Origin of the sequence: Pseudooceanicola onchidii (genome assembly GCF_004959925.1) — a bacterium.
Classification (GTDB): Bacteria; Pseudomonadota; Alphaproteobacteria; order Rhodobacterales; family Rhodobacteraceae; genus Pseudooceanicola; species Pseudooceanicola onchidii.
Map to the genome: position 1 here is coordinate 244,249 of NZ_SPUW01000001.1, position 25,002 is coordinate 269,250.

31 protein-coding genes and 1 riboswitch are annotated in these 25,002 nt (G+C 64.2%); of the genes, 11 read left to right on the top strand and 20 right to left on the bottom strand.

Annotated elements, in window-relative coordinates:
* The first annotated feature begins 270 nt into the window (after positions 1-270).
* A complete protein-coding gene (locus tag E4S58_RS01170; protein WP_136634496.1) occupies positions 271-1,155 on the top strand; it encodes a VPLPA-CTERM sorting domain-containing protein in 885 nt (294 codons plus the stop codon).
* 96 nt (positions 1,156-1,251) lie between these two features.
* Here the strand turns inward: E4S58_RS01170 and irr are convergent, their stop codons facing one another.
* Positions 1,252-1,662 (bottom strand): Fur family transcriptional regulator Irr, encoded by a 411-nt coding sequence (gene irr, locus E4S58_RS01175; RefSeq protein WP_136634497.1) that lies wholly within the window; start codon positions 1,660-1,662, stop codon positions 1,252-1,254.
* 176 nt (positions 1,663-1,838) lie between these two features.
* Between irr and fabA the strand changes: the two genes are divergently transcribed.
* Together fabA and E4S58_RS01185 are read left to right on the top strand one after the other, a co-directional pair.
* Positions 1,839-2,348 carry a bifunctional 3-hydroxydecanoyl-ACP dehydratase/trans-2-decenoyl-ACP isomerase gene (fabA, locus tag E4S58_RS01180; protein WP_136634498.1) on the top strand — a complete coding sequence of 170 codons (510 nt, stop codon included), beginning with the start codon at positions 1,839-1,841 and terminating at the stop codon, positions 2,346-2,348.
* Between the two features lie 28 nt (positions 2,349-2,376).
* Positions 2,377-2,715 (top strand): zinc ribbon domain-containing protein YjdM, encoded by a 339-nt coding sequence (locus E4S58_RS01185; RefSeq protein ID WP_136634499.1) that lies wholly within the window; start codon positions 2,377-2,379, stop codon positions 2,713-2,715.
* 9 nt (positions 2,716-2,724) lie between these two features.
* On the opposite strand, the gene E4S58_RS01190 is transcribed toward E4S58_RS01185, so the two are convergent.
* The gene (locus E4S58_RS01190; protein ID WP_136634500.1) at positions 2,725-2,958 is read right to left on the bottom strand and encodes a hypothetical protein; all 234 of its coding nucleotides are present in this window, start codon (positions 2,956-2,958) and stop codon (positions 2,725-2,727) included.
* A gap of 50 nt (positions 2,959-3,008) precedes the next feature.
* Positions 3,009-3,398 (bottom strand): hypothetical protein, encoded by a 390-nt coding sequence (locus E4S58_RS01195; RefSeq protein ID WP_136634501.1) that lies wholly within the window; start codon positions 3,396-3,398, stop codon positions 3,009-3,011.
* 141 nt (positions 3,399-3,539) lie between these two features.
* On the opposite strand from E4S58_RS01195, the gene fabB reads away from it, so the two are divergent.
* Positions 3,540-4,769 carry a beta-ketoacyl-ACP synthase I gene (fabB, locus tag E4S58_RS01200; RefSeq protein ID WP_136635776.1) on the top strand — a complete coding sequence of 410 codons (1,230 nt, stop codon included), beginning with the start codon at positions 3,540-3,542 and terminating at the stop codon, positions 4,767-4,769.
* Positions 4,770-4,922: 153 nt separating this feature from the next.
* Positions 4,923-5,708, top strand: coding sequence for an enoyl-ACP reductase FabI (locus tag E4S58_RS01205; RefSeq protein WP_136634502.1), 786 nt, complete (start codon positions 4,923-4,925; stop codon positions 5,706-5,708).
* 165 nt (positions 5,709-5,873) lie between these two features.
* On the opposite strand, the gene gltX is transcribed toward E4S58_RS01205, so the two are convergent.
* From gltX to E4S58_RS01230, 5 genes are all read right to left on the bottom strand, one after another.
* Positions 5,874-7,199 carry a glutamate--tRNA ligase gene (gene gltX / locus E4S58_RS01210; RefSeq protein WP_136634503.1) on the bottom strand — a complete coding sequence of 442 codons (1,326 nt, stop codon included), beginning with the start codon at positions 7,197-7,199 and terminating at the stop codon, positions 5,874-5,876.
* Positions 7,200-7,261: 62 nt separating this feature from the next.
* Positions 7,262-7,690 carry a DUF1801 domain-containing protein gene (locus tag E4S58_RS01215; RefSeq protein ID WP_136634504.1) on the bottom strand — a complete coding sequence of 143 codons (429 nt, stop codon included), beginning with the start codon at positions 7,688-7,690 and terminating at the stop codon, positions 7,262-7,264.
* Between the two features lie 91 nt (positions 7,691-7,781).
* The gene (locus E4S58_RS01220; RefSeq protein WP_169052569.1) at positions 7,782-8,849 is read right to left on the bottom strand and encodes a hypothetical protein; all 1,068 of its coding nucleotides are present in this window, start codon (positions 8,847-8,849) and stop codon (positions 7,782-7,784) included.
* Between the two features lie 302 nt (positions 8,850-9,151).
* Positions 9,152-9,862, bottom strand: coding sequence for a tRNA (guanosine(46)-N7)-methyltransferase TrmB (trmB, locus tag E4S58_RS01225; RefSeq protein WP_136634506.1), 711 nt, complete (start codon positions 9,860-9,862; stop codon positions 9,152-9,154).
* 45 nt (positions 9,863-9,907) lie between these two features.
* Positions 9,908-10,462, bottom strand: a complete 555-nt coding sequence (locus E4S58_RS01230) for a hypothetical protein (RefSeq protein ID WP_240789427.1) — start codon at positions 10,460-10,462, stop codon at positions 9,908-9,910.
* A 200-nt stretch (positions 10,463-10,662) separates the two neighbouring features.
* Between E4S58_RS01230 and E4S58_RS01235 the strand changes: the two genes are divergently transcribed.
* A complete protein-coding gene (locus E4S58_RS01235) occupies positions 10,663-11,082 on the top strand; it encodes a DoxX family protein (RefSeq protein ID WP_136634507.1) in 420 nt (139 codons plus the stop codon).
* A 56-nt stretch (positions 11,083-11,138) separates the two neighbouring features.
* On the opposite strand, the gene E4S58_RS01240 is transcribed toward E4S58_RS01235, so the two are convergent.
* Entirely contained in the window at positions 11,139-11,537 is a 399-nt protein-coding gene (locus tag E4S58_RS01240) for a winged helix-turn-helix transcriptional regulator (protein ID WP_169052570.1), read from the bottom strand.
* Positions 11,538-11,639: 102 nt separating this feature from the next.
* Here E4S58_RS01240 and E4S58_RS01245 point away from each other — a divergent pair, with 102 nt between their 5' ends.
* On the top strand, positions 11,640-12,386 hold the full coding sequence (locus E4S58_RS01245) for an SDR family oxidoreductase (RefSeq protein ID WP_136634509.1): 747 nt from the start codon (positions 11,640-11,642) through the stop codon (positions 12,384-12,386).
* A gap of 64 nt (positions 12,387-12,450) precedes the next feature.
* On the opposite strand, the gene metK is transcribed toward E4S58_RS01245, so the two are convergent.
* From metK to ybeY, 4 genes are all read right to left on the bottom strand, one after another.
* Entirely contained in the window at positions 12,451-13,632 is a 1,182-nt protein-coding gene (gene metK, locus E4S58_RS01250) for a methionine adenosyltransferase (RefSeq protein ID WP_136634510.1), read from the bottom strand.
* Positions 13,633-13,638: 6 nt separating this feature from the next.
* Positions 13,639-13,687, bottom strand: a riboswitch (SAM-SAH riboswitch).
* Between the two features lie 10 nt (positions 13,688-13,697).
* The gene (lnt, locus tag E4S58_RS01255; protein WP_136634511.1) at positions 13,698-15,260 is read right to left on the bottom strand and encodes an apolipoprotein N-acyltransferase; all 1,563 of its coding nucleotides are present in this window, start codon (positions 15,258-15,260) and stop codon (positions 13,698-13,700) included.
* Complete coding sequence (locus E4S58_RS01260; protein ID WP_136634512.1) at positions 15,257-16,207, bottom strand: hemolysin family protein; 951 nt, start codon at positions 16,205-16,207, stop codon at positions 15,257-15,259. The genes lnt and E4S58_RS01260 overlap by 4 nt, the downstream gene beginning before the upstream one ends.
* A 65-nt stretch (positions 16,208-16,272) precedes the next feature.
* The gene (gene ybeY, locus E4S58_RS01265; RefSeq protein ID WP_136634513.1) at positions 16,273-16,767 is read right to left on the bottom strand and encodes an rRNA maturation RNase YbeY; all 495 of its coding nucleotides are present in this window, start codon (positions 16,765-16,767) and stop codon (positions 16,273-16,275) included.
* Positions 16,768-16,875: 108 nt separating this feature from the next.
* On the opposite strand from ybeY, the gene E4S58_RS01270 reads away from it, so the two are divergent.
* Together E4S58_RS01270 and E4S58_RS18105 are read left to right on the top strand one after the other, a co-directional pair.
* On the top strand, positions 16,876-17,217 hold the full coding sequence (locus tag E4S58_RS01270; RefSeq protein ID WP_136634514.1) for an ArsR/SmtB family transcription factor: 342 nt from the start codon (positions 16,876-16,878) through the stop codon (positions 17,215-17,217).
* Complete coding sequence (locus E4S58_RS18105) at positions 17,214-18,122, top strand: SRPBCC domain-containing protein (protein WP_136634515.1); 909 nt, start codon at positions 17,214-17,216, stop codon at positions 18,120-18,122. Before E4S58_RS01270 ends, E4S58_RS18105 begins: the two co-directional genes overlap by 4 nt.
* Before the next feature lie 9 nt (positions 18,123-18,131).
* Here the strand turns inward: E4S58_RS18105 and E4S58_RS01280 are convergent, their stop codons facing one another.
* The gene (locus tag E4S58_RS01280) at positions 18,132-18,362 is read right to left on the bottom strand and encodes a ribbon-helix-helix domain-containing protein (RefSeq protein ID WP_136634516.1); all 231 of its coding nucleotides are present in this window, start codon (positions 18,360-18,362) and stop codon (positions 18,132-18,134) included.
* Between the two features lie 187 nt (positions 18,363-18,549).
* Here E4S58_RS01280 and E4S58_RS01285 point away from each other — a divergent pair, with 187 nt between their 5' ends.
* A complete protein-coding gene (locus E4S58_RS01285) occupies positions 18,550-18,930 on the top strand; it encodes an ANTAR domain-containing protein (protein WP_136634517.1) in 381 nt (126 codons plus the stop codon).
* Between the two features lie 21 nt (positions 18,931-18,951).
* On the opposite strand, the gene E4S58_RS01290 is transcribed toward E4S58_RS01285, so the two are convergent.
* From E4S58_RS01290 to miaB, 4 genes are all read right to left on the bottom strand, one after another.
* On the bottom strand, positions 18,952-19,971 hold the full coding sequence (locus tag E4S58_RS01290; RefSeq protein ID WP_205965337.1) for a PhoH family protein: 1,020 nt from the start codon (positions 19,969-19,971) through the stop codon (positions 18,952-18,954).
* Between the two features lie 124 nt (positions 19,972-20,095).
* On the bottom strand, positions 20,096-20,428 hold the full coding sequence (locus tag E4S58_RS01295) for a hypothetical protein (protein ID WP_136634518.1): 333 nt from the start codon (positions 20,426-20,428) through the stop codon (positions 20,096-20,098).
* Positions 20,429-20,442: 14 nt separating this feature from the next.
* Positions 20,443-21,012: an OmpA family protein gene (locus tag E4S58_RS01300; protein WP_136634519.1), complete on the bottom strand. Its 570-nt coding sequence runs from the start codon at positions 21,010-21,012 to the stop codon at positions 20,443-20,445.
* 249 nt (positions 21,013-21,261) lie between these two features.
* Positions 21,262-22,578 (bottom strand): tRNA (N6-isopentenyl adenosine(37)-C2)-methylthiotransferase MiaB, encoded by a 1,317-nt coding sequence (miaB, locus tag E4S58_RS01305; protein ID WP_136634520.1) that lies wholly within the window; start codon positions 22,576-22,578, stop codon positions 21,262-21,264.
* Positions 22,579-22,696: 118 nt separating this feature from the next.
* Here miaB and E4S58_RS01310 point away from each other — a divergent pair, with 118 nt between their 5' ends.
* Positions 22,697-23,566, top strand: coding sequence for a hypothetical protein (locus tag E4S58_RS01310; protein ID WP_136634521.1), 870 nt, complete (start codon positions 22,697-22,699; stop codon positions 23,564-23,566).
* Positions 23,567-23,599: 33 nt separating this feature from the next.
* Here the strand turns inward: E4S58_RS01310 and E4S58_RS01315 are convergent, their stop codons facing one another.
* Entirely contained in the window at positions 23,600-24,280 is a 681-nt protein-coding gene (locus E4S58_RS01315) for an FAD-binding oxidoreductase (RefSeq protein WP_136634522.1), read from the bottom strand.
* Positions 24,281-24,347: 67 nt separating this feature from the next.
* Complete coding sequence (locus E4S58_RS01320; RefSeq protein ID WP_136634523.1) at positions 24,348-24,920, bottom strand: gamma-glutamylcyclotransferase family protein; 573 nt, start codon at positions 24,918-24,920, stop codon at positions 24,348-24,350.
* Positions 24,921-25,002: the final 82 nt, after the last annotated feature.

Consider the following 25,002-nt stretch of genomic DNA (forward strand, 5'->3'; position numbering starts at 1 on the left):
AGCGGCCGAAGAGGTGTACAGCCCCCACGAAAGGATACGGCCCGACGATTTCGGAGGTGCGCAGAGCGCGCGATGGATCACCGCCGACGCAGGCGGACGTGATGGCGGGTTCGGAAGACTCGCCCTCAGACCAAGTGAAGGAAAATCTTACGGTCCCGACAGTTCACAAAGGTTGAATTCAACAACAATACCGATACGGTCCGGCTTGGGTATTTTACATTGTGTTCGATGTCCGCAAAAATTCCGAATTCATCCCGAGGATAATAGAAGATGTCATCAAATTTCATGCTGTCGTTGTCAGCGGCACTTGCCATGACCACGCTTGTTCCAGTCACGGCCCTTGCTGCCAACGTATCGCCGAATATCATTTTCGGCTCCGGCAACACGAACGGCGGGTTCACCGTCGGCACCGGAACGTACGACGGCCCCAATATTGTTGGTCCGGTCGTCAAGCTCGAACTCGGGTTGCGTGCAAAGCTGCGCTTCGACGAAAACAACCTTCCAAGCGCCACGTACAATTACGATGGCGTGGACACCTACACGTTCAATGCAGGGGCGGCACCTGGCGGTTTCGGCTGGGATGCCGGTAGCCCGACCACACCTGTCTGGAGCTTCGATTGGAGCGTCGGTACGGATCTTGATTTCACTAAACCTTCAAATGGCTATACCAGCTTGAACGCGCTGACCTATCAAATGCGGATCGATGGTGACGCGGGCGCGGGTACCAATTTCTTCAACTTCGATCCGATCAATCAATCCTACGCCGACCATGCCCTTGGAAATATGATTACTGCCAATGGTGACGGAACAGTGGCTGCGGACGCGACGGGATACGCCGACTTGCTGAACAAGAGCTCCGTCGCCCAGAATTCGTGGAATTACGAATTCTTCAACGAAACGACTGACGCCTTCTTCATGCCGCCGCTCGCGAATTTCGATCCAAGCGTCGCCGGATCCTATAGGATCGAATTTGAAGCCTTCTACGACGATGGCACCGGCGCCGGCGCCGTGTCCGTCGCCAGCACCGGCATCAACATCAACGTGGTCGATCCGACGCCCGCGGTTCCGGTCCCGGCGGCCCTGCCCATGCTGCTGTCCGCGTTCGGAGGATTCGCAGTCGTCCGTCGCCGCCGACGCAAGGCCGCGTCCGTCTGATCAGAAAAAGATAGGGCCGCGACGTGCGGCCCTTATCTCATGATCTGGTCGGCACCCGCGATCCGCCATGCGCGCGCGGATCTTTCGGTTTCCGCTTTACCGCCGACGCAGGCGGATGACGACGTCGACCTTGGAAAGCTCGGCCCCGGCGGGAAGTTCCGGCAGGCGCGCGATTTCCAGCTGTTCAGCCGGGGCGTCGGTCAGGTCGCCGGTGTCTTCCCAGTAGAAATGCGGGTGGTCGTGCATGTTGGTGTCGAAATAGCTTTTCGACCCGTCCACCGTGATCTCCTGGATCAGGCCCGCTTCGCAGAACGCCTTGAGCGTGTTGTAGACCGTGGCCAGAGACACCGACTGGCCACTGCCCTGCGCGGCCTCGAACAGGCTTTCGGCGGTCACATGACGGTGCTGTCCATCCCCGACCAGAAGGTCGGCCAGAAGGGCACGCTGCCGCGTCGGGCGCAATCCGCCCCGCGTCAGCCATGCGACACCGGTTTCGCTATTGGTCATTGGCTACGATCCCTTGCACGACAGGCACTATATTACGTCTCTGGACAAATATTCAATGAAAGAAGCCCGACGCGCCCCGTGACCGTGTCCGCCGTGCCGCGCCGCGCCCTTGCAAGGCGCGCAACCCGGGTGCTAGAGGGAACAAAGCTCAGACCAAGGGGAAAGGGTCCGACTGCATGGCCGACTATCCGACCAGCTTCGACAAGGAAGATCTTCTGAAATGTGCGCGCGGGGAGTTGTTCGGCCCCGGCAACGCGCAGCTTCCGGCGCCGCCGATGCTGATGATGGACCGGATCACCGACATCTCGGGCGATGGCGGCCTGCACGGCAAGGGCCATGTCCGCGCCGAATTCGATATCACCCCGGACCTGTGGTTCTTTGACTGCCACTTCCCCGGCAACCCGATCATGCCCGGCTGCCTTGGCCTTGACGGGTTGTGGCAGCTGACCGGCTTCAACCTTGGCTGGCGCGGCTGGCAGGGGCGGGGTTATGCGCTTGGCGTGGGCGAGGTCAAGCTGACCGGCATGGTCCGTCCCGACCGCAAGAAGCTGACCTACTTCGTCGATTTCACCAAGGCGATCCAGACCCGCCGCCTGACCATGGGCGTCGCGGACGGCCGGGTCGAGGCCGACGGCGAAGAGATCTATGTCGTCAAGGACATGAAGGTCGCGCTCAGCGAAAGCTGAGCCGACGACGGGGGCAGGGGGACCGGCCATGACCGACAGCCTGCCACCGTGCCCCGACTGCGCCTCGGCCTTCACATACCAGATGGACGCGCTTCTGGTCTGTCCGGAATGCGGCCACGAATGGTCCGCGACCGAGGCCGCGGATGATGAGGTCATCCGCGACAGCGTCGGCAATGTCCTGACAGATGGTGATACCGTCACCGTCATCAAGGATCTCAAGCTCAAGGGCACGTCGCAGGTCGTCAAGGTCGGCACCAAGGTGACCAACATCCGGCTGGTGCCGGGCGATCACGATATCGACTGCAAGATCCCCGGGGTCGGCTCGATCGGGCTGAAATCGCAGTTCGTCAAGAAAGTGTCGGGCTGATCGCAGGTCTCAGTGCAGGCTGAGGATCATCGCGATATCCCGCGCATCCAGCCCCTTCAGTAACTCACGTTCCTCCGGGTGCAGCCGCGCGGTGTCCTCGATGTGCCGCAGCAGGGTCTGCCCGATCTCGCTGGTCGAGCGGTAGTAGAGGTCCGGCGCGTCCTTCGACACGTCGCCCAGCAACCGCTCCAGCAGCTTGAGCCGCTTGCGCGCCTCCAGATCCTTGTGGTTCTCGTGCAGCATGGCGATGCCTCCGCCAATGAATCTAGGGACGTCTGCCGCGCCGTCCAGCCTCAGTCGTCCGCGGTCTTGCGCGCCTTGATGGCGTCGTTGAACAGATCATGCAGATCCTCGCCCTTGAAATCGTTCAGATGCGTGACCGTGCCATCCTTGTCGTGGTACTCCAGCCGCAGCTCTCCGACCACCTCGCCATCGCGGTACTGTTCGCCGTCATCGAGGAAGGCCAGAACGGAAAACACCGCCGCTTGCCGCTGATCGGCCATCAGGAATGCGATCCGCGCGCGGTCCTCGTCGCTCAGCCCGTTGAGCCAATTGGCCATGGCACGCCTTTCGGCCGACACGCCCCGGCCCGGCGGATTGCGGTAATAATCAAGAATGCGGGCTGTCGGATCAAGCGGGATCACAGTGTCCGCGACGAGGGTGGCGAAGTCTGATTTTTTCATGATGCGCTTCTGGCTGTTGTGCCCAGACTAAGCGCCGATCGAGGGAACGAGGCAAGTGGATTTGCGGTCTCCCGCCTCTCCTCCTTGCGCCCGACCGCCCCCATGTCCTACACACAGCGCCAGCACACCGAGGGAGAGTTCATGCGCCGCGTCGTCGTCACAGGTCTGGGGATCGTTTCCAGCATCGGGAACAATGCCGAAGAGGTCACCGCCTCTCTCAAGGCGGGCAAGTCGGGGATCACCGCCTCGCCGGAAATGGCAGAGCATGGCTTTCGCAGCCAGATCGCCGGGACGCTCAAGATCGACCCGGCCGAACATATCGACAAGCGCACGCTGCGGTTCATGGGCCCCGGCGCAGCATATGCCTACATCGCGATGTCCCAGGCGATTGCCGACGCGGGCCTGACCGAAGATCAGGTCTCCAACCCGCGCACCGGCCTTGTCGCAGGGTCGGGCGGGCCGTCGACCAGCGCCATGCTGAGCGCGCACCAGACGGTGCTGTCGACCGGCGCGACCAAGCGGATCGGGCCCTTTGCGGTGCCCAAATGCATGTCTTCGACCGTGTCGGCGAACCTCGCGACCTCGTTCAAGATCAAGGGCATCAACTATTCGATCACCTCGGCCTGCTCGACCTCGCTGCACTGCATCGGCAACGCGGCGGAACAGATCATGCTGGGCAAGCAGGACGTGATGTTCGCGGGCGGCGGCGAAGAACTGGACTGGACGCTGTCGTGCCTGTTCGATGCCATGGGTGCGATGTCGTCCAAGTACAACGACACGCCCGAAAAGGCCTCGCGTGCGTTTGACGAAACCCGCGACGGCTTTGTCATCTCGGGCGGCGGCGGCATCGTCGTGCTGGAAGATCTGGACCACGCGCTGGCGCGCGGTGCCACGATCTATGCCGAGGTGACAGGCTATGCCGCGACCTCGGACGGGCATGACATGGTGGCCCCCTCGGGCGAGGGCGGCGAACGCGCCATGCGCCTCGCGCTCGACACGCTGCCCGAGGGCCGCAAGGTCAGCTATATCAACGCGCACGGCACCTCGACCCCCGTGGGCGACGTGGGCGAGATCCAGGCAGTCCGACGCGTCTTTGGCGAAGGCCAGACGCCGCCGGTCAGTTCGACCAAGTCGATGACGGGCCATGCGCAGGGCGCCGCCGGCGCGCTCGAGGCGATCTTCTGCCTGCTGATGCTGAAGGACGACTTCATCACACCGTCGATCAACGTCGAAACGCTCGACCCGCAGCTGAAGCCCGAGGAAATCGCCACATCGCTGGTCGAAAACGCCGGGCTGGACACGGTCATGACGAACTCGTTCGGGTTCGGCGGCACCAACGGCTCCATGCTGCTCAGCCGCTACCAGGCCTGAGCTTGGCGTGCCGGGGCGATGGTCGGCCCGGCACATCGCATGCCTGTGACGCAAACGCTACGCCGTCCGGCCGGCTGGCCCGACGGGGACCGGCGGCTTGACGTGATCGCCTGAATTGGCCAAATCGAAGGGCAGCCCGGAGGGGAGAAATCCATGTTGTCTCTTGAAAACAAACGCGGCCTGATCATGGGCGTGGCGAACGAACGCTCTATCGCATGGGGCATCGCCAAGGAAATGGCGGCCGCCGGCGCGCAGCTGGCCTTCAGCTACCAGGGCGAGGCCTTCGGAAAACGTCTGCAGCCCCTGGCCGAGTCGATCGGGTCCGACCTGATGGTCGACATGGATGTCACTGACGACGCCGCGATGGACAAGGGCTTTGCCGACCTGGCCGCGAAATGGCCGACCATCGACTTCGTGGTCCACGCCATCGCCTTTTCGAACAAGGACGAGCTGGGCGGCCGGTTCATCAACACCAGCCGCGACAACTTCAAGAATTCGCTGGATATCTCGTGCTATTCGCTGATCGACGTGGCCCGCCGTGCGGCACCGCTGATGACCAACGGCGGCACGATCCTGACCCTGACCTACCAGGGGTCGAACCGCGTGACCCCCTATTACAACGTGATGGGCGTGGCCAAGGCAGCACTGGAATCCGCGGTGCGCTACCTTGCCAATGACCTCGGCCCCGACGGCATCCGCGTCAACGCGATCTCTCCGGGTCCGATGAAGACGCTGGCCGGCGCCGCGATTTCCGGCGCGCGCAAGACCTTCCGCCAGACCGAGGCGAACGCGCCCATGCGCGCCAACGCGACGCTTGAGGCCGTGGGCGGCACGGCCGTCTACCTGGCCTCTGACGCGGGCGCCTGCACCAGCGGAGAGATCGTGCGCGTCGACGGCGGATACCACGTGCTGGGGATGCCGCAGCCGGAGAACCTCTGAGGCTGCGCAGACCTCGGGTCGGCTGCTGGCGGAGCGCGCCGGGGGCTGTCTGCCCCCGGACCCCCGAGGATATTGAAACCAGAGGAAGCAGGCGGCCCGTTTCGTCGCCGGAGCGTACCGCCCGTAGGGTGCGTGCTGGCACGCACCGTCACGCGGCGCGAGGCGTCAGTAGGTTCGCGCCTTGATCACCTGAAGCAACGGCAGCAGCGCGGCCATGTCAGGCCCGTTGGTGCGCCCGGTGACGGCCTTGCGCAGCGGCATGAACAGCCCCTTGCCCTTGCGCCCCGTCGCGTCCTTTACCGCCGATGTCCACTGGCCCCAGGTGTCACCGTCGACCTCTTCGGGCAGCATCGGCATGGCGGCGCGGATGAAGTCGGCATCTTCGTCGTCGACCAGCGGATCCGCCCCGTCGCGCATCAGCGCCCACCAGCCGTCGACCTCGTCCAGCACCGAGATATTGTCGCGCACGACGGCCCAGAAGGCCTGAGCCAGGTCATCCGGCACGCCGGCGGCCGCGATGCGGTCCTTGACCGACGCGTAGTCCGTGCCCTGCAGCACATGCGCGGTCAGGGGCAGCAGGTCGTTTTCGTCGAACTTGGTCGGGGCCGATCCGAACTGCGACAGGTCGAACCCTTCGATCAGCTCGTCGATCGACGACCGCAGTTCGACCGGCTGCGACGACCCCAGGCGCGCCATCAGCGACAAAAGCGCCATCGGCGCGATGCCCCGCGCGCGCAGGTCGCGGATCGACAGCGTGCCGAGCCGTTTCGACAGCGCCTCGCCCTGCGGGCCGGTCAGCAGGGAATGGTGCGCAAAGGCCGGGGCCGTGGCACCAAGCGCGTGGATCATCTGGATCTGTGTCGCGGTGTTCGTCACGTGGTCCGAGCCCCGCACCACATGGGTCACGCCCATGTCGGTGTCATCGACCACGGAAGCCAGCGTGTAAAGAACCTGACCATCTGCGCGGATCAGCACCGGGTCCGAGACCGAGGCCGCGTCGATCGACAGGTCCCCCAGGATGCCGTCGGTCCACTCGATCCGTTCCTGGTCCAGCTTGAACCGCCAGACGCCATCGCCGCGTTCGGTGCGCAGCCGGGCCTTGTCGTCGTCCGACAGCGCCAGGGCGGCGCGGTCGTAGACCGGCGGCTTGCCCATGTTCAGCTGTTTCTTGCGCTTCAGGTCCAGTTCCGTCGGCGTCTCGAAGGCCTCGTAGAAGCGGCCCATGTCGCGGTACTTGTCGGCGGCGTCGGCATAGCGGTCCAGCCGGTCCGACTGCCGTTCGACCCGGTCCCAGGTCAGGCCCAGCCATTCCAGATCCTGCTTGATCGCGTCGACGTATTCTTCCTTGGAACGTTCGGGATCGGTGTCGTCGATCCGCAGGATGAAGGTGCCGCCCTGCTTGCGCGCGATCAGGAAATTGAAGAGCGCAGTGCGCAGGTTGCCGACGTGGATATAGCCGGTCGGAGAGGGGGCGAAACGGGTGACGGTCATGTGCGGGCTCCTGAATGCCCCGGCGCTTTGTCACATGCGCGCCGAAATGTCCATCGGAAGGGCTAGGTCGGCCGCACCGGCCAGATCCGCGACAGGTCGTCGATGCCAGTGCGGATCAGTTCGGCCAGCACATCCATGTCCACCGCATCCAGCCGGGTGATATAGAGGCAAGATTTCCCCATCTTGTGTGGTCCCAGCCGGTCAAGGATCGCGCCATAATCCTGGTAGCCCGGCATGATGTAGACCGACAGGGCCGCCTTGCGGGGCGAAAACCCGGTGGCCAGCCATGTGCCGCTGCGACCGCTGGCATAGGTGTAGTCATAGGCGCCGTAGCCCAGGATCGAAGGCCCCCACATCCGCGCCTGCCATCCGGTCACGCGGTCGAACATTGCCTTCAGCGCAAGCCCCTGGTGCCGTCTGCGATCTGGCTGAACCGAGGCAAGGAAGGACATCGGCGCGACATCCGTGGGTAGGGTCTTCTGGTCGGTCATGCGGCGCAGGATAGCACGCCGACCGACATGCAAAAATACCCGGGCCTGCTTGGGGGCGGCAGGCCCGGATGCGTTGGCGATCGTGGAAGGATCAGAGAAAACCGGTCAGGAGGTCATCGACGACACCGTCGTCTCCTGCGCCGTCACAACCACAGTCGTCGCCGAACAATTCGTCCACGGTTCCGCCACCGCCCAGCAGATGTTCGACAGCAGCCCAGGTGGTGTCGGTCTCGTCCGGGGTATTGTCGCCATTGAGGACGTCATCGAGCGTGCCGCCGTCCCCGGCGATTTCGTCCACCGTGCCGCCATCCGCCAGCAGATCGTCGATCAGACCGTCGTTTTCGGTGCCGTCGGCCATGTCGTCCCCGGTCAGGATCGTGTCGATCACACCGCCGTCGCCAGCCAGTTCGTCGACGATGCCGCCTTCGGCCACCAGATCGTCAATCAGCCCGTCGGTCTCGGTGTCGTCGGGGTGGTCATCGCCGGTCAGCAGGTGATCCAGAACACCGCCGTCGCCCGCCAGGTCATCGATCAGGCCGTCTTCTTCCGTCAGCCCGGCGTGCATGGCGTCCTTGTCGTGGTCTGAACCGATCTGGACCCCGACGTGGACACTGACGCTGGCGTGCACGCTCAGCCCGTCGTCGCAATCGTCGCCTCCGTCCTGCCAGTCATCATGGCCCAGCAGTTCGTCGAGGATCCCGTCGTCGCCCGCGATATTGTCGACGGCGCCGTCCGTTTCGCTTGCATCCCCGTCGGGGTGGTTGTCGCCTGTCAGGATGTCGTCGACCGTACCGCCGTCACCCAGAAGTTCGTCCACCGTGCCGCCTTCGGCCAGCAGATCGTCCAGCAGTCCGTCATTGTGGGTCCCGTCGGCCTCGTCATCGCCCGTGAGTGTGGCGTCGATCACACCGCCATCCCCGGCCAGCTCATCCACCAGTCCGCCCTCGGCAACCAGGTCGTCCACCAGCCCGTCGGTCTCGGTCCCGTCCGACGTGTGATCGCCTGTCAGCAGCGCATCGACCGCGCCGCCATCGCCAAGCAGGTCATCAAGGAAGCCGTCTTCCGACGTGACAGACCCGTCGTGATGAGGGGCCTTCTGGGCAGGAGGCGTGAACACCTTTGCCGCTGAATCGAACAATTTGATTTTAAAGCCAAACATGGGCGTATCCTCAATACTCGTTACACAATGTCAGGCCAACGGGGCCCGATAGCTGTATCGTCGGCGCATAAATTCATGCTGGCTATGGTTGAGTGCGGGACACATTTTTTCGCGCATGGAAACGGCCGAAGCGGTTTGATTGGCACTGCAAATCATGCGCGGCAAAGATATGATTTCGGGCGAAAAAGTGGCGACGGTGCGGCAAGACAGCGACACCGACACGGGGCCGGCGCGAAATAGTTTCACGCATCGGCGGGAAATGACGGGCCGGTTTCAGACCTCAAACGGGTGCGAATCGTCGGTCAGATCCGGCGGAATGTCAGGTAATGCGGGGTGCGCCCTTCGCGCAGCGCCTTTTGTTCGTAGCGGGTCGAGATCCAGTCGTCCCAGGGCTCGCGCCAGTCCGAAGGTGTCTCGGCCAGCCACTCGAACCCCTGCCGTGGCACCTGTTCCAGCGTCTGGCGGACATAGTCGGGGATGTCGGTCGCCACGCGGAAGATCGCGCCGGGCTTCAGCTTGCGCGCCAGCGGCTCCAGGTGTTCGGGCGTGACGAAGCGGCGGCGGTGATGCCGTTTCTTTGGCCAGGGATCGGGATACAGTAGAAACGCCCGCGACAGCGACTGGTCCGGCAGCACGTCGAACAGATCGCGCGCATCGCCGGGATGCACCGCAAGGTTGTCGACACCGGCTTCGCGGATCTTGCCCAGAAGCATCGCGACGCCGTTGATATAGGGCTCGGCCCCGATGATGCCGACCTGCGGGTTCCGGGCGGCCTGATGCACCAGGTGCTCTCCGCCGCCGAACCCGATTTCAAGCCAGACGTCCTTGTCGCCGAATAGCGCCGCAAGGTCGATCGGGGTGCGATCCGGGTTCGCCTCCCAAGTGACGGCACCGGGCGACAGCGCATCGAGGTCTTCGTCAAGGTAGACCTCCTGCGACTTGCGCAGGCCCTTGCCCTTGAACCGGCCATAGAAGTTGCGCCAGGGGGCGCCAGAGGGATGCTGATCAGACATGCGCGTCCCCTTAGCGCCCGCAGGGCGGGGGATCAACCAGAGCCGTCAGTTCTGCTGCGCCATCATGCGCTCGTGCACCGCCGCCATGCCACGATTGGCCATGTCGGTCACCTCGTCCGCGTGGGTCTGCAGCGCCGCGACGACCTCTGGATCGTCCGAGGTCTGGGTGACCATCAGCCCGCCGTCGACCGCGGCGATGTCGGTGTCGATCCGGTCGCTGCGCGCGAACAGGATATCCAGCGTCGGGCTCTGGATGAACACCTTGGGGTCGTCCTTGTCGATGACCCGGCTGGTCATGCCGCTGATGTGGCTGACCAGGGCCGCTGCGACCTCTGGATCGTCGGACCGGGTCGTGGTGCGAATGCCGTTTGGCAGGTGTTCGACCTGCCGCTCCAACTGGGTGAAGTTCCGGAACAGCATGGCCATCTCGGCGCTTTCGTCCGTTGTGACGTTCTCTCCGCGCAGTCCGGGCATGTTGACCATGTCGTGGCCCGTCCCGTCCGCCCCGTGACCATGACCGTGTTGTCCACCGCCGTGCATCTGTGCGGCAACGGGGGCGGCCAGGACGGCGGCGGTCATCAGGGCAATCGCAAATCGCATCGGGCACTCCTTTGGATCGAGTAGGTGTATACAGACATCGCGCCGGGCCGGCCAAAATTCTGCGTGATCCATCCCGGACGCTTGGGCCGTCTTGCGCATTCCTGCACAGAATATGTCGAATTTCACCGAATATGCCACAAGCGCGAACGATGTCATCTTCCCTGCATCCCCCGCAAGGGCCCATCACAAGGACAGACACAATGACCAACCTTCTTGCCTACGCCGCGCCGCTTGGCCGCGTTCTTCTTTCCTTCATGTTCATCCTCTCCGGCTTCCAGAAGATCACCGGCTATGCCGGTACCCAGGGCTATATGGAGATGATGGGCGTTCCCGGTGCGCTTCTTCCGCTTGTCATCCTGGTCGAGCTTGTCGGCGGCATCGCCCTGCTGGTCGGCTGGCAGGCACAGATCGCCGCCTTCCTTCTGGCCGGCTTCTCGATCGTGTCGGGCTTCCTGTTCCACCTCGTCCCGTCCTTCGGGATGGAGGGCATGGCCGCCCAGGGCGAAGTCATCAGCTTCATGAAGAACGTCACCATCGCCGGTGGCATGCTGATGGTCGTCGCCTTCGGCCCCGGCACCCTGTCGGTCGGCAGCCGTCGCGTGGCCGTGCCTGCGGAATAAGCTGCGCCAACCCCACCTTGACGGGCCATCGGCACAATGCCGGTGGCCTTTTCGTGTCAGCCCTCCTGCCGGGCGGCATAGGCGGCGCGGGCGTCCTGGATGTCGGTGTAATGCGCCTCGGCCCATATCCAGACACCGCAGAACGCCTTGCTCAGCCCGGCGCCAAGGTCGGTCAGCCGGTATTCCACCTTCGGCGGCACCACCGGATAGACCTTGCGCGACACCAGCCCGTCCCGTTCCATCGCGCGCAGGGTCTGGGTCAGCATCTTCTGGCTGATGCCCGGACAGGCGCGGGACAGTTCGCCAAAGCGGCAGCACGCGTTTTCGGTCAGGATCTCGATCAGCAGCATGGTCCACTTGTCGGCGACGCGGCCGATCAGCTCTTCGACCAACCGGTCGACCGCCGGATCGGTTTCGATCTGGCGCAATTCCTGTCTCAGGTCAGGGTCGGGCATGTCCATACTCTCTTTTGGGTAAGTATAAATCTTTTGGGTGCCTTCTTTCCCATGGGTAGCAAAGGCGACATCTGGGGGAAAGTCACGACGAAAGGACACCCCATGACCATGACACATCGCACGATCCTCATCACCGGCGGCAATTCCGGCATCGGCGCGGCGCTGGCGCGCGCGCTGCTGGCCCTGGGCAACCGGGTGGTGATCACCGGCCGCAACCCCGACCGGCTGGCCGCCGTGCTGGCGGACACCCCCGGCCTCGCGGGCTATGCGCTGGATGTCACCGATCCGGCCGCGCTGGCGGATTTCCCGGCGCAGGTGCTGGCCGATCATCCGCAGCTGGACACGCTGATCCTGAACGCAGGCATCATGGAGGCCGAGGATTACACCGCCGATCCGGTTTCGACCGACGTCGCCGATCGCACCATCGCCACCAACCTGACGGCCCCGATCCACATGGCTGCGGCTTTCCTGCCGCACCTGCGGTCCCGGCCGCAGGCGGCGCTGATCACGGTGTCCTCGGGTCTGGCCTTCGTGCCCAAGGCGGCGAACCCGGTCTATTCCGCGACCAAGGCTGCAATCCATTCCTGGAGCCAGTCGTTGCGCCATCAGCTGCGCGACACCTCGGTCGCCGTGCACGAGATCGCCCCGCCACTGGTCGCGACAGAGCTGACGCCGGGCCAGTCCAAAGTCGCCGCCGCCTTGCCGTTGCAGGACTTCACCGATGAGGTCATCGCGATCCTGTCGCGTGACCGGATCCCGGACGAGGTTCTGGTCGACCGCGTCGGATTCCAGCGCCGCGCCGAGGCCGAGGGGCGTCACGCCGCCGCCTTTGCCGCGATCAACGGCTGAGGCCTGAACGAAAACGCCCCCGCACAAGGGCGGGGGCGTTTGTCGTGTCAGGCTCGGGCCTTGGTCAGATCGCTTTCTTCAGCGCCTCGACCAGGTCGGTCTTTTCCCAGGAAAACCCGCCGTCCGCTTCGGGCTTGCGGCCAAAGTGGCCGTAGGCGGCGGTGCGCTGGTAGATCGGCTTGTTCAGCTCAAGATGTTCGCGGATGCCGCGCGGGGTCAGATCCATGACCCGGGCCACGGCGCGCTCGATCTCGGCCTCGTCGACGTTGCCGGTGCCGTAGGTGTCGGCATAGATCGACAGCGGCTTGGAAATCCCGATCGCGTAGGACAGCTGGATCGTGCATTTCTCGGCCATGCCCGCCGCCACGACGTTCTTCGCCAGGTAACGCGCCGCATAGGCGGCCGAGCGGTCGACCTTGGTCGGATCCTTGCCGGAAAACGCGCCGCCGCCATGCGGGGCCGCGCCGCCGTAGGTGTCGACGATGATCTTGCGCCCGGTCAGGCCCGCGTCACCGTCCGGCCCGCCGATGACGAACTTGCCGGTCGGGTTGATCCACCATTCGGTGTTCGCGGTCAGCCAGTCACCGGGGATGACTTCGCGGATATAGGGTTCGACGATGGCGCGGATGTCAGCCGAGGTCTGGGTTTCGTCATGGTGCTGGGTCGACAGCACCAGCTGCATGACCTCGACCGGCTGGCCGTTTTCATAACGCAGCGACACCTGGGACTTCGCGTCCGGCCCAAGCGTCGGCTCGGTGCCGTCCTTGCGGACCTCGGCCAGGCGGCGCAGGATCTTGTGCGCAAACTGGATCGGTGCGGGCATCAGGTCGTCGGTTTCGGTCGTGGCATAGCCGAACATGATCCCCTGATCGCCGGCGCCTTCGTCCTTGTCGGCCTTGGCATCCACACCCTGCGCGATATGGGCGGACTGTTCGTGCAGCAGGTTGGTGATTTCCACCGTTTCGTGGTGGAACTTGTCCTGTTCGTAGCCGATGTCCTTGATGCACTCGCGCGCGATGGCGTCGATGCGGCCCATGTAGTCCTTCAGCTTGTCCTGGTCCGACAGGCCAACCTCGCCGCCGATGACGACGCGATTGGTGGTGGCGAAGGTTTCGCAGGCGACGCGGGCCTGCGGCTCTTCGCTCAGGAAGGCGTCGAGGACGGCGTCGGAAATCCGGTCACAAACTTTGTCCGGGTGCCCCTCGGAGACGGATTCCGAGGTGAAGATGTAATTCTTGCGGGTCATGAGAAGTGCTCCGATGAAAGTAGACTACTCCGTCAGGAAGCCGTTGGAGCAGCAGTTCCACCGGGTTAGACGCCGCCGTGTGGGGCGTCAACGTCAATCTGTGCGGCTTTTTTGCGATTGATCACCGCAAGACCGGCCAGGCCAAGGACCAGAAGCGCCGTCAGCGGCCAATCCCCGGTGCGCGCATAGAGCGTAGCATTGCGGGCCGGGGGCAGGGGCACATCGCGCACGCCCTGCATGCCAAGCGCCATCTCTCCGCTCAGGCGGCCGGCCGGGTCGATCACCGCCGAAACACCGGTATTGGCCACGCGCACCATCGGCAGGCCCTGTTCCACCGACCGTAGCCGCGCCTGCGCCAGATGCTGATAAGGCCCCGAAACCGTGCCGAACCAGGCGTCGTTGGTGATCAGCATCAGAAGGTCGGGCCGGGCCGGGGCGGCGGCCAGGTCGCGGGGAAAGATCCCCTCGTAACAGATCAGCGGCAGGGTGGCGCCGACGCCGGGAATGTCGATCAGCCGCGCACCGGGACCGGGCGAGAACCCGTTGCCCTCACGCTGCGCCAGGCCCCGGATGCCAACCCGCCCCAACAGGTCGCCAAGCGGTGTGTATTCGCCGAAAGGCACGAGGTGATGCTTGTCGTAAACCTCGGCGATGCCCGCGTCGGACCCGAGCAGCACGAGCGAATTGTAGATCCGTTGCGCGCCCGCACGGTTGATCCCGAAGATCAGCGGCACCTGCCCGCCCGCATCCGAGATCACCGGCATCAGGTGCATCACATCCTCGAGCCAGGCGGGGATGGCGGTTTCGGGCCAGACGATCAGGTCCGGCGCGCCCGGGCTGCGGGTCAGATCAAGCAGTCGGGTGAAGTGCTGCGGCGCCAACGCCGGATCCCATTTGTCCGCCTGCGGCACATTGGGTTGCACCAGTCGCACGACCGGGCGGCCGTCGGTTGGCGCAACCGCGGGGGTGATGGCCAGCCCCAGCAGGTAGATGCCCGCCCCAGCCACGGTCCAGACCGGCACCCCGACCCATGGGCGTGACAGGGCGAACACCAGCGCCACCGCGAACCCCGACACCACAAGGGTCAGCCCGATCGCACCCGTCCATTGCGCCAGCATCAGTATCGGCGTTGTGATCAGAACGTGCCCGGGCAGGGCCCAGGGAAAGCCCGTGAAGATCCAGCCGCGCAGCACGCCCGCCAAGGTCAGGGACAGGATCGTCGCAAAGGCAAAGCCGCTGCCGCGACCGGGGGCGATCCAGCGGGCCACCAGCCCCGCCAGCCCCCAGAACAGCGCCATGCCCCCGGCCATGAGCACAAGGGCAAAGGGTGCCATCCAGCCGTGCCGGGGGGCGTCGACAAGGAACGGCTCAACGATCCAGCTGAGCGACAGGGCGAAGTATCCCGTTCCCGCCGCCCACCAGATCGCCGCAACATGCCGCGCGCGCGGCACCGGGCGCGTCAGGCCAAAGACCACCGCCATCCCGATCACCGTCAAAGGCCACAGCGCCCAGGGGGCTTGCCCAAGCGCCGCCAGACCCCCGGCCAGGAACGACAGGGCCATGGACGGGCGCAGCTTCAGCCCCTCCGGCACGGGCCAGAGGGATCGGGCCGCCCCCGGTCCGGTCATTGCGCGGCAAGCTCTCTGGGCTGGTCCTCTTCGGGTTGGATCGCGGGCGCGCCTTCGGGGCGCAACCGCACGCGCAGCCGCTTGATCCGGCGCGGGTCGGCATCGACGACCTCGAACTCGTGTCCGGCGGGGTGCGGTACGACCTCACCCCGGGCAGGCACGCGGCCCGACAGCATGAAGACCAGGCCGCCAAGCGTGTCGATTTCCTCTTCGTCGACACTGTCGTCTTCGGTCAGGTCCACCCCGGTTTCCGAGGCGAAGTCCGACAGCGGCGTCTTGGCCAACGCGACATAGCTGTTCTCGGCCTCGCGGGTCCACAGCTTGCCTTCCTCGACGTCGTGTTCGTCCTCGATCTGGCCGATGACCTGTTCGATCAGGTCCTCGATCGTGACCAGCCCGTCGACCCCGCCGTATTCGTCGATCACCAGCGCCATGTGGCGACGTTCGGTCTGCATCTTCTGCAGCAGCACGCCGATCGGCATCGACGGCGGCACGAATAGCAGCGGCCGCAGCATCGCCTTCAGCGAAAACCGCGTCTGCTTGCCGTTGAACCCGTGGCGCAGCGCAAAGTCCTTGAGGTGGATCATCCCGACCGGCGTGTCCAGCGTGTCCTGGTAGACAGGCAGGCGGGTCATGCCGCTGTCGCGGAACACCTTCACCAGGTCCTCGCGGGTGATCGAGATCGGCACCGCCACGATTTCGACCTTCGGTACGGCCACGTCTTCCACGCGCATGCGGCGCAGGTTGATCATGCCGTGGGTCTGGCGCGGCATTGCTCCGTCCGCCCGTGTCACTGGTGCCGTGGTTGAGGCAGGGGAGGTGCCCCCGCCGAACAGGCGCGCCCAGAATCCCCGCCTCGGGGCCTGATCCGCGTCCTTCTGTGTCGTCTTGCCCTCGGGCAGCGCGCCCTGCGCTGCGTTAGAAGACCCGTCGTTTATGTCGCCCATCAATCCTTACCATTACGCGCCGTTCCGATCGGTGCTCCGAATCGGTCGGGTGCCGGGGAGTGCCCCTAACACCCTTCATATGGGTCTGGCAGACCCATTTTGCCAAGTATTTCCGTCTCAAGCCCCTCCATCAGGGCCGCATCCGGGTCATTTTCATGATCATAGCCGAGAAGATGCAACACTGCGTGAACGATCAGGTGCGACACATGTTCCGCCAGCGGTTTGTTGCCCTCGGCCTCGCGGGCACAGGTGTCATAGGCGATGGCGATGTCGCCAAGCTCGGGATCGAACCCCGGTTCCGGCAGGTCCGGCCGGTCGCCCGGGATCTCTGCCGCGCGTTCCTCGGACGGCCAGGACAGCACGTTGGTCGGCGTCGGCTTGGCGCGGAATTCGGCGTTCAGATCCGCAATCCGGGCGTCGTCGCAGGCAAGAAGCGATACCTCCCAATCCTCGGGGTCCAGCCCTAGGTGCGTCAACGCCGCGCGCGCGGCCGCCTCGGCCAGGGGGGCAATGCCCAGGTCCGTCCAGCGGTCGTCTTCTGTCATCACATCCACGATCATGGAGGCAGAGCTAATGTCGACGGGGTGCGACGGCAAGATCTCGCAGAAAGTTAGTCAATCTCCTAACTTTCTCTTGCGCGACTCGCCGGGCGCTGATTACTTAGTCACATGGCTAAGCATGATCCCTCACTCGATACCGTCTTTTCCGCCCTTGGCGATCCGACCCGGCGCGCGATCCTGGAACGTCTGGCCACCGGGCCCGCCTCGGTCTCGGATCTCTCGGCCCCGTTCGCGATGGCGATGCCGTCGTTCATGGGCCACCTGAAAAAGCTTGAGGCGGCTGGGCTGATTACCTCGGACAAGGCCGGGCGCGTGCGCACCTGCGCGCTTGTGCCCGGCGCCTTCGCCCCGGCGCGCGACTGGCTGTCGGCGCAGAAGGACCTGTGGAACGCCCGCCTCGATCGCTTCGACGCCTTTGTCACCCAACTTGCCAAGGACCAATCCGAATGACCCCGAACCCCGAAACCGACCTGGCCTTCACCCGGACGATCCCCGCCCCGCGCGATCTGGTCTGGGCCTGCTGGACCGATCCCAAGCTGCTGCCGCGCTGGTTCATGCCCGAACCCCACACGGTCGAGGAGGTCGAGATCGATCTACGTCCCGGCGGCATCTTCCGCACCCGGATGAACGTCGACGGCACCATCATGGACACCCCCGGCGTGTTCCTCGAGGTCGACGCGACCCGGCGGCTGGTCTTCACCGATGCCTATGCGCCCGGCTGGGTGATGAACCCGACGCCCTTCATGACCGCGATCCTGCGGTTTTCCGATGCCGACGGCGGCGGCACCACCTACGACGTGCTGGTCCGCCATGCGGACAAGGCGGCGCGGGACAATCACGAGAAGATGGGCTTCTTCGACGGCTGGGGCACTGTTGCCGACCAGCTGGGCGCCGCCGCCGCCGCCCTTTCCGGTCCCGAGCCCGAGCGCGAGATCCTGCTGACCCGCCGCATCGCCGTGCCGCCCGCCGTCGCCTGGAAGGCCTGGACCGACCCGGCGCTTCTGCCGAAATGGTGGGGGCCCGATGGCTATCACTGTGAAACCGAAAGCATCGACCTGCGCGCCGGTGGCCACTGGCGGTTCACCATGGTCGGCGAAGGGCAGCGGTTCCCCAACCTGCACGAGTTCGGTGAGATGGAGGAGGCGACGCGGCTGACCTACCGCCTGTCCGGCTTCGACGACATGCGCCACCACGCCGACGTGACCGTCGATTTCAGCGAAGAGGCCGGGGGCACCCGCGTGACCATGAAGATGACCCTCGCCGACATGAAGGCGGCGGATGCCATGCAGTTCGGCGCCCTGGAGAAGGGCTATGAAACCCTTGCCTCGCTTGAACAGGTGGCGCGGACGCTTTGACCGGTGCCGTTATTCGGTATGATCCGGATCATCCAGCACGCCGAAGTTGCTTGACGGCGATCCGCTTTGCGCCTGCGTGTAATAGCCTTCGGCGGCCAACCCCCGCCGGAGGAGTTCCCGAACGGCTGCGGATCTGCTGGGCATGCGAAGTTTGAAGCGCCAGTTGTCCACGGCCTCCAGTTCGTGATCGGTCAGCATGATCTGCAACCGCTCAAGTCTCTTCGATGCTTCGTCCGCCATGCCTTTCTCCGTTTTGGTGCCCGCAACATAAAGGAAGGGTGTCCCCGGATGACAAGATCCCCCATCCGAAATCGTTACTCATAATACCAAATACGCTAAATCGCTCAATCCACGCTTAGCAAGCAATATGATAAACTAAGTACATGAAATATATTGTATTTTACCAAGGTGAGTTCAGTATGTGCCTATGGATAGAATCGTCGAGACATTGCGCACGACCCACGATGACCCACCCCTGTCATCGGAGGTGCTGATCATCAGCAGCGACGCCCTGATGTCGCTGGATATCCAGATGTTCCTAAAATCGCAGGGATTTCTGCCGCAGATCATGACGTTTCCCACGGATGCGGCAATGCAGGTGACCCAGCTGTCGCGGTATTCCGCCGTCATCCTGGATATCGAACGCCCGTCTGACGCAACGTTATCGATGCTGGACTGGCTGACGCAGGGCCTTAGGCCAATCATCGTGGTGTCGACCTTCGACGAGGGCACGGTCGAAGGTCTGCCGCCCGGAACGATCTGGCACGCCAAGCCGCTCCGGGTCGATGATCTGGTGGTCCGGGCCTAGGACCGGACCAACAAGGGGCGCTCAGCCCTGCGGATCGGCCTCGTAGGCTTCGATGATCTTGGCCACCAGCGGATGCCGCACCACGTCCTTCGAGGTGAAGTAGTTGAAGCTGATCTTGTCGATCGACTTGAGCAGCCGTTCCGCATCCATCAGCCCCGACGGCATGCCGCGCGGCAGGTCGACCTGGCTGCGGTCGCCGGTGATGACCATGCGCGATCCTTCACCCAGGCGGGTCAGGAACATCTTCATCTGCATGGTCGTGGCATTCTGCGCCTCGTCCAGCACCACGAAGGCGTGGGAGAGCGTCCGGCCGCGCATGAAGGCGAGCGGCGCGATTTCGATCACCTTCTCCTCCATCATCTTGGCCAACTGCTTGCCGGGCAGGAAGTCGTTCAGCGCGTCGTAAAGCGGCTGCATGTAGGGATCGACCTTGTCCTTCATGTCACCCGGCAGATAGCCCAGCTTCTCGCCCGCCTCGACGGCCGGACGGGACAGGATGATCTTGTCGACCAGGCCGTCGATGAACATCGACACGCCCACGGCGACCGCCAGATAGGTCTTGCCCGTCCCTGCCGGTCCGATCCCGAAGGCCAGTTCGTTCTGGAACAGGTTCTGGACATAGGCCTTCTGCGCCTCGGTCCGGGGTTCGACCACCTTCTTGCGGGTCTTGATCTCGACCGGGCCGCCCTTGAACATCTCGATCTGGTGACCGTCGCGGCTGGCGCGGTCCTGGGTGTCGCTGCCGGGCATCCGCAATTCACGGTCGATGTCGCCCGAGGTCACCGGACGACCGGCCTCGAGCCGCGCGTAGAGGTTACGCAGCACCTGAACGGCCTCGTCCGCCGCGGGCTTCTCGCCCATGGCGACAAGGTGGTTACCGCGGCGCAGGATCTGCACCGACAGTTTCTGTTCCAGTTCGGCAAGGTTCCGGTCGAACTCTCCGCACAGTTCGATCAGCAGGAAGTTGTCGGGAAATTCGACGGCAACCTCTGCAAGCGATGGCGCGTCGGTCTCACGGGGGGGCAGCAATGTGGCAGCCAAGCAGGTCTCCTAGTCTTGTACTGGTGAAGGTAGGGCAGAACGCACCGACCCGGAAATCAAAAATGCCGCAGGCGAAAACCTGCGGCATGACTTTGCGTGATATGCGGGATCACCGTGCATTTCGTTACGACTGCGTCCCCGTGGTCGGAGAGTTCGGGTCGAAGATGTGACCGCCTCTCTTGAACCCGCCCGTCGCCGTGTTGGGCGGGGCCGTGCCGGAGCAGACCGGTTTCCCGTAGGGGTCGAGCCGGGTGCTGAGGTAACCTTCGACACCATCGTCGATGATCCAGTGGTCGCAACCGTTCGGATCGATCCAGATCCCGGCCTGCAACTGGCTGAGGTGCTTCTTGCCGAAGCCCCGGTCGACGCCCTTGAAGTCAGGGGTCGGGCTGGGGTGGCCGCAGGCCGCGACGCCGCCGACCATGGCGCATCCGAGGGCGAGTTTCCTGAAGTTCATGATGCTCCCTCCTCTCACTGGATGCAGATGATTTCGACGCGGCGGTTCTGCGCCATGCCGGCCGAGGTGTTGTTCGCCGCGATCGGCATCCGTTCCCCGTAGCCGCGCACATCCGCGATCCGCACGCCGGTGGCCGCAGCGACCTTGGCCACCGCATTGGCGCGGTTGTAGCTGAGGCGCATGTTGTATTCGTCGGACGCCCGGCTGTCGGTGTGACCCGCGATGATAAAGGCCGTCGCGGTCGAGGACTTGAAGAACTGCGCCAGCCGCTGCTGGTTCGCCGGGCTGATGCGGTACTTGTCGGTTGCGAAGAACTGGTCCGTCTGCATCACGCCGCAGACGTTCTTGCGGTGGCACACCGGCAGGCCCTGACGGGTCAGGTGCGGGTCCATGTACCCTTCAAGGCCGTCGTCCATGGCCCAGTGCTCGCACCCGTCCGGATCGACCCAGATCGTCGGAATATACGTTTCGTTATAGCCCTTGCCCTGCGCGAAGGCGGGGCCGGAAATCGCGACGAGGCAAAGGGCAGCGGCAGCGAACCCCTTCACGACTGTCGCGGCTGATCTGAAATCCAGCTTCACCACTAATGTTCCTCTGCTTCCCCCGAGGGCCGTTCCGGTTTGGCAGCAGGACCGGCCCAAGCGTGTTATCTGCCTTCACTTTAGCGGTTTGCGTGATCTTGTGAAGATTCAATCACAGCAATCCACACCGAAATCTAGCGATCCCGGCCCGAACAGCCACGAAAGATAGCGTATTGAACCGCAGGTCGCGGCGAAGGCGGGTGTTGGGCCAAGGCCGGGAACAACGCGGGGAATCAGACAGCCTTGGCGGCGTCAGATCAGCTCGCCCGCCAGGGAATTGGGGCCGCTTTCCACGATACGCACCCGGGCCAGCGATCCGGGTGCCAGATCGCACTGGACATGAACGGCGTGCAGGTGGTCCGACTTGCCGACCATCTGGCCCGCCATCCGGCCCGGCCGTTCGATCAGCACGCCGACTTCGTGGCCGACCATGGCGTCCTGCACCGCGCGTTGCTGGCGGGTGATCAGCGCCTGAAGTTCCTGAAGGCGGTCGGATTTCACATCCTCGGGCACCTGCGGGCGTTCGGCGGCCGGCGTGCCGGGGCGGGTCGAATACTTGAACGAAAACGCCTGCCCGTAATTGACCTCTTCGATCAGGCGCAGGGTGTCGCGGAAATCCTCGTCCGTCTCTTCGGGGAAGCCGACGATGAAGTCGCCCGACAGCAGGATATCGGGCCGTGCCGCGCGGATCCGGTCGATCAGCCGCAGGTAACTGTCGCGGTCATGGCTGCGGTTCATCCGTTTGAGGATCTTGTCCGACCCCGACTGCACCGGCAGATGCAGATAGGGCATCAGTTTCGCACAATCGCCATGGGCCGCGATCAGGTCGTCATCCATGTCGTTGGGATGCGAGGTGGTGAACCGGATGCGCGCCAGATCGTCGATTTCGGCCAGTTCGCGGATCAGGCGGGCCAGCGTCCAGTCGCGGCCGTCCGGGCCCGCGCCGTGATAGGCGTTGACGTTCTGGCCCAGCAGGGTGATCTCGCGCACGCCACGCTCGACCAGATCCTGCGCCTCGGTCAACACGCGATCGACAGGGCGCGACACCTCGGCGCCCCGGGTATAGGGCACGACGCAGAAGGCGCAGAACTTGTCGCAGCCTTCCTGCACGGTCAGGAACGCGGTCGGGCCACGCTTGGCCTTGGGGCGGGTTTTCAGCTTCTCGAACTTGTCTTCCTCGGGAAAGTCGGTGTCGATCACCTTCTCGGCCCCGGCGCGCGCCTCCATCTCGGGCAGGCGGTGATAGCTTTGCGGGCCCACGACCAGATCGACCATCGGCTGGCGGCGCATGATCTCGGCCCCTTCGGCCTGCGCGACGCAGCCTGCCACGCCGATCTTCAGATCCGGCTTCTCGGCCTTCAGCCCCTTGAAGCGGCCCAGTTCCGAATAGACCTTTTCCGCCGCCTTTTCCCGGATGTGGCAGGTGTTCAGCAGGATCATGTCCGCCTCTTCGGGCGATCCAACCTCGACATAGCCGCTCGGCCCCAGGGCCTCGGCCATGCGTTCGCTGTCGTAGACGTTCATCTGGCAGCCGTAGGTCTTGATGAAAAGCTTCTTGGGCTGGGTCATCGGGCATCTCGGAAAGGGCAGGGGATCGGGCGCCTGCCTACCGGAAACCTCCGGCTCTTGCAATGGAGCGGAAAAGGCGGGACTTTCGCCCAATCCTCAGACGATCCGCAGGGCAGCCATGCAGTTCACCACCCTCGACGCCTTTCTGAACGCCCGGCTGGCCGAGTTCACGAAGGGGCCGTCGGCAATGATCTTCGCCGAGGACGAGGTCGAACTGGACAGCACCCTGCGCCATCACCTGAAGGCCGGGTTCCGTTGCGTGGTGCTGTTCGCGCCGCCGGGCTTCAAGCTGGCCCGCGATCTGACGTCCCAGGTGATCCGTGTGGACTACGACCTGTTCAAGGGCGGGCGCATCGACGAGGCCGTCACCCGCGCCATCGCGATCGCGCCCGGGACGTGGCTCTATTACTGCTACAACGGCGAATACCTGATCCATCCCTTCTGCGAGAGCCGGACAGTCGGCGAAATGCTGGCCTTCCACGCCGAGGAACGGCGGGACGCCATGCTGACCTTCGTCATCGACCTCTATGCCGGCAATCTCGACGACGCGCCCGATGCGGTGACGCTGGACGACGCCTGGCTGGACAAGTCGGGATACTATGCGCTCGATCGGCTGGACCCGGCGAACAGCTATCGCAAGAAGGACCGACAGTTGGATTTCTACGGCGGCCTGAAGTGGCGGTTCGAGGAACATGTGCCCTATGAACGCCGCCGCATAGACCGGGTGTCGCTGTTCCGCGCGAAACCGGGGCTGGTCATGGCGCCGGATTTCACCTTCAACGATGAAGAATACAACACCATCTCGTGCAAGTGGCACCACAACCTGACCGCGGCGATCTGTTCGTTCCGCGCGGCCAAGGCGCTCAGGCGGAACCCCGGATCAACGTACGAGATCCGGACATTCCGCTGGCACAACTCCGCGCCCTTTGACTGGACGTCGGATCAGCTGATGGCGCTTGGCCTGATCGAGCCGGGCCAATGGTTCTGACAGTTGCGGTCCTGACGGCCCGGCCCGCGGTGGTCAGTCCAGATCTTCGGTGACGATCCGGTCTTCGCTGAATCCCAGGCTGATCAGCGCGTCATGCACGTCGTCGATCATCGGCTCCGGTCCGCAGATATAGGCTTTTCCATGGGCCGGATCGACGTGGTCCTTCAGGAAATCGCGGTCGATCTTGCGGGTCTCGACCCCGGCCGAGGGATGCTTGTCCCCGGTGACGGTATAGACGGTCTTCAACCCCTCCATCTTGTCGAAGGTGTCGCGCAGGATGATGTCCTCTTCCCTCTCGTTCGAGAAGATGAGCGTGCAGTCCTTCAGCGTTCCATGGGTTTCAAGCCGATCTTCCAGCACGGCGATGAAGGGCGTGACGCCCGCACCGCCGGCGATGAAATAGCCCGGCCCCTCGTCGTGGATGGCCCCCCAGGGATCGTCGATGATGACCCTGTCGCCCGGTTTCATCTGGCCGATCTGTTCGGTCACGCCGTCATGGTCCGGGTAGGACTTGATGACGAACCGAAGCTTGGGCTCATCGGGCAGGGACACCGGGGTGAAGGGGCGCTTTTCCTCGCGCCAGCCGTCGCGGTCCAGGGCAAGGTCGACAGCCTGCCCGGGGGTATAGTCGAAGCCCTCGGGACGGCTGAAGCTGAGGTGATGGGTATCCGGGGTGACCGGTTCGATCTTCTCTAGCGTCAGTGTGTGTGACATGGCGTTCTCCTTTGCCAGAAGAACGTGATCGCGGCTGCCCGGGTTCCGACGCCGGCCCGGAGGGGCCTCAGCCGGCCTTGACCAGCTGCGCCCCCATGCCTGCCAGCGCCCTGTCGACAAAGCGCGTTTCCTCGGTCTTCAGCAGCTGCGCGCGCGGATATAGCGGGGCGTCGCGATCATCCAGAATGGTGGTGTCCCAGCCTGCGGTCGTGTCGAAGAAATGCTGCCCGCCTTCTTCGCCGAACACCTGGAGATAGCCCTGCACCACCACGTCGAGATAGCTCAGCAGAATCGGGCGCGGCCCATCCGCCGGGCCGTGCTTGTCGGCGGGGATGTGATAGACCGCGATCTCGCCTGCATCGCTGGCCTCGTGGCGGATGCCCTGCGCCAGCGGCAGGCGGTCATAGCCCGTTTCGCGCAGATCCAGCGCGGCCCAGTCCGCCCCCGGCACTGCCGCGATCAGCCCGTCGATATAGCTGCCCTCGAACGGTTCGGCCGTCAGAAAAGCCATTTCCCGGAAGGGCGTATGCCGCCAGACCCGCCGCCAGCCGTCCAGACGCGCACGGTGATGGCGGTCATAAACGTGGGTCTGCGTGTTCACGAGGCTGCCGTAGCCGAAGAAGAACGGGTCGTGTGACAAAACTGGCTCCTATTTGATCCATGTCATATATGTGTTTGTTGATATGTGACATGGTGTATACATGTCGCATGTTATTGATCGG

Bases quoted from the DNA above. Each gene is read 5' to 3' on its own strand.
- E4S58_RS01310 (WP_136634521.1), top strand. From the start codon at position 22,697: ATGCAGTTCACCACCCTCGACGCCTTTCTGAACGCCCGGCTGGCCGAG.
- E4S58_RS01245 (WP_136634509.1), top strand. From the start codon at position 11,640: ATGACCATGACACATCGCACGATCCTCATCACCGGCGGCAATTCCGGC.
- E4S58_RS01190 (WP_136634500.1), bottom strand. From the start codon at position 2,958: ATGCTGCACGAGAACCACAAGGATCTGGAGGCGCGCAAGCGGCTCAAG.
- fabB (WP_136635776.1), top strand. From the start codon at position 3,540: ATGCGCCGCGTCGTCGTCACAGGTCTGGGGATCGTTTCCAGCATCGGG.
- fabA (WP_136634498.1), top strand. From the start codon at position 1,839: ATGGCCGACTATCCGACCAGCTTCGACAAGGAAGATCTTCTGAAATGT.
- E4S58_RS01220 (WP_169052569.1), bottom strand. From the start codon at position 8,849: ATGTTTGGCTTTAAAATCAAATTGTTCGATTCAGCGGCAAAGGTGTTC.
- E4S58_RS01270 (WP_136634514.1), top strand. From the start codon at position 16,876: ATGGCTAAGCATGATCCCTCACTCGATACCGTCTTTTCCGCCCTTGGC.
- miaB (WP_136634520.1), bottom strand. From the start codon at position 22,578: ATGACCCAGCCCAAGAAGCTTTTCATCAAGACCTACGGCTGCCAGATG.
- E4S58_RS01205 (WP_136634502.1), top strand. From the start codon at position 4,923: ATGTTGTCTCTTGAAAACAAACGCGGCCTGATCATGGGCGTGGCGAAC.
- E4S58_RS01260 (WP_136634512.1), bottom strand. From the start codon at position 16,207: ATGGGCGACATAAACGACGGGTCTTCTAACGCAGCGCAGGGCGCGCTG.
- E4S58_RS01285 (WP_136634517.1), top strand. From the start codon at position 18,550: ATGGATAGAATCGTCGAGACATTGCGCACGACCCACGATGACCCACCC.
- E4S58_RS01230 (WP_240789427.1), bottom strand. From the start codon at position 10,462: ATGCGATTTGCGATTGCCCTGATGACCGCCGCCGTCCTGGCCGCCCCC.
- E4S58_RS01315 (WP_136634522.1), bottom strand. From the start codon at position 24,280: ATGTCACACACACTGACGCTAGAGAAGATCGAACCGGTCACCCCGGAT.
- E4S58_RS01235 (WP_136634507.1), top strand. From the start codon at position 10,663: ATGACCAACCTTCTTGCCTACGCCGCGCCGCTTGGCCGCGTTCTTCTT.
- ybeY (WP_136634513.1), bottom strand. From the start codon at position 16,767: ATGATCGTGGATGTGATGACAGAAGACGACCGCTGGACGGACCTGGGC.
- lnt (WP_136634511.1), bottom strand. From the start codon at position 15,260: ATGACCGGACCGGGGGCGGCCCGATCCCTCTGGCCCGTGCCGGAGGGG.
- E4S58_RS01240 (WP_169052570.1), bottom strand. From the start codon at position 11,537: ATGCCCGACCCTGACCTGAGACAGGAATTGCGCCAGATCGAAACCGAT.
- trmB (WP_136634506.1), bottom strand. From the start codon at position 9,862: ATGTCTGATCAGCATCCCTCTGGCGCCCCCTGGCGCAACTTCTATGGC.
- E4S58_RS18105 (WP_136634515.1), top strand. From the start codon at position 17,214: ATGACCCCGAACCCCGAAACCGACCTGGCCTTCACCCGGACGATCCCC.
- E4S58_RS01280 (WP_136634516.1), bottom strand. From the start codon at position 18,362: ATGGCGGACGAAGCATCGAAGAGACTTGAGCGGTTGCAGATCATGCTG.
- E4S58_RS01170 (WP_136634496.1), top strand. From the start codon at position 271: ATGTCATCAAATTTCATGCTGTCGTTGTCAGCGGCACTTGCCATGACC.
- E4S58_RS01185 (WP_136634499.1), top strand. From the start codon at position 2,377: ATGACCGACAGCCTGCCACCGTGCCCCGACTGCGCCTCGGCCTTCACA.
- E4S58_RS01295 (WP_136634518.1), bottom strand. From the start codon at position 20,428: ATGAACTTCAGGAAACTCGCCCTCGGATGCGCCATGGTCGGCGGCGTC.
- irr (WP_136634497.1), bottom strand. From the start codon at position 1,662: ATGACCAATAGCGAAACCGGTGTCGCATGGCTGACGCGGGGCGGATTG.
- E4S58_RS01195 (WP_136634501.1), bottom strand. From the start codon at position 3,398: ATGAAAAAATCAGACTTCGCCACCCTCGTCGCGGACACTGTGATCCCG.
- E4S58_RS01215 (WP_136634504.1), bottom strand. From the start codon at position 7,690: ATGACCGACCAGAAGACCCTACCCACGGATGTCGCGCCGATGTCCTTC.
- metK (WP_136634510.1), bottom strand. From the start codon at position 13,632: ATGACCCGCAAGAATTACATCTTCACCTCGGAATCCGTCTCCGAGGGG.
- gltX (WP_136634503.1), bottom strand. From the start codon at position 7,199: ATGACCGTCACCCGTTTCGCCCCCTCTCCGACCGGCTATATCCACGTC.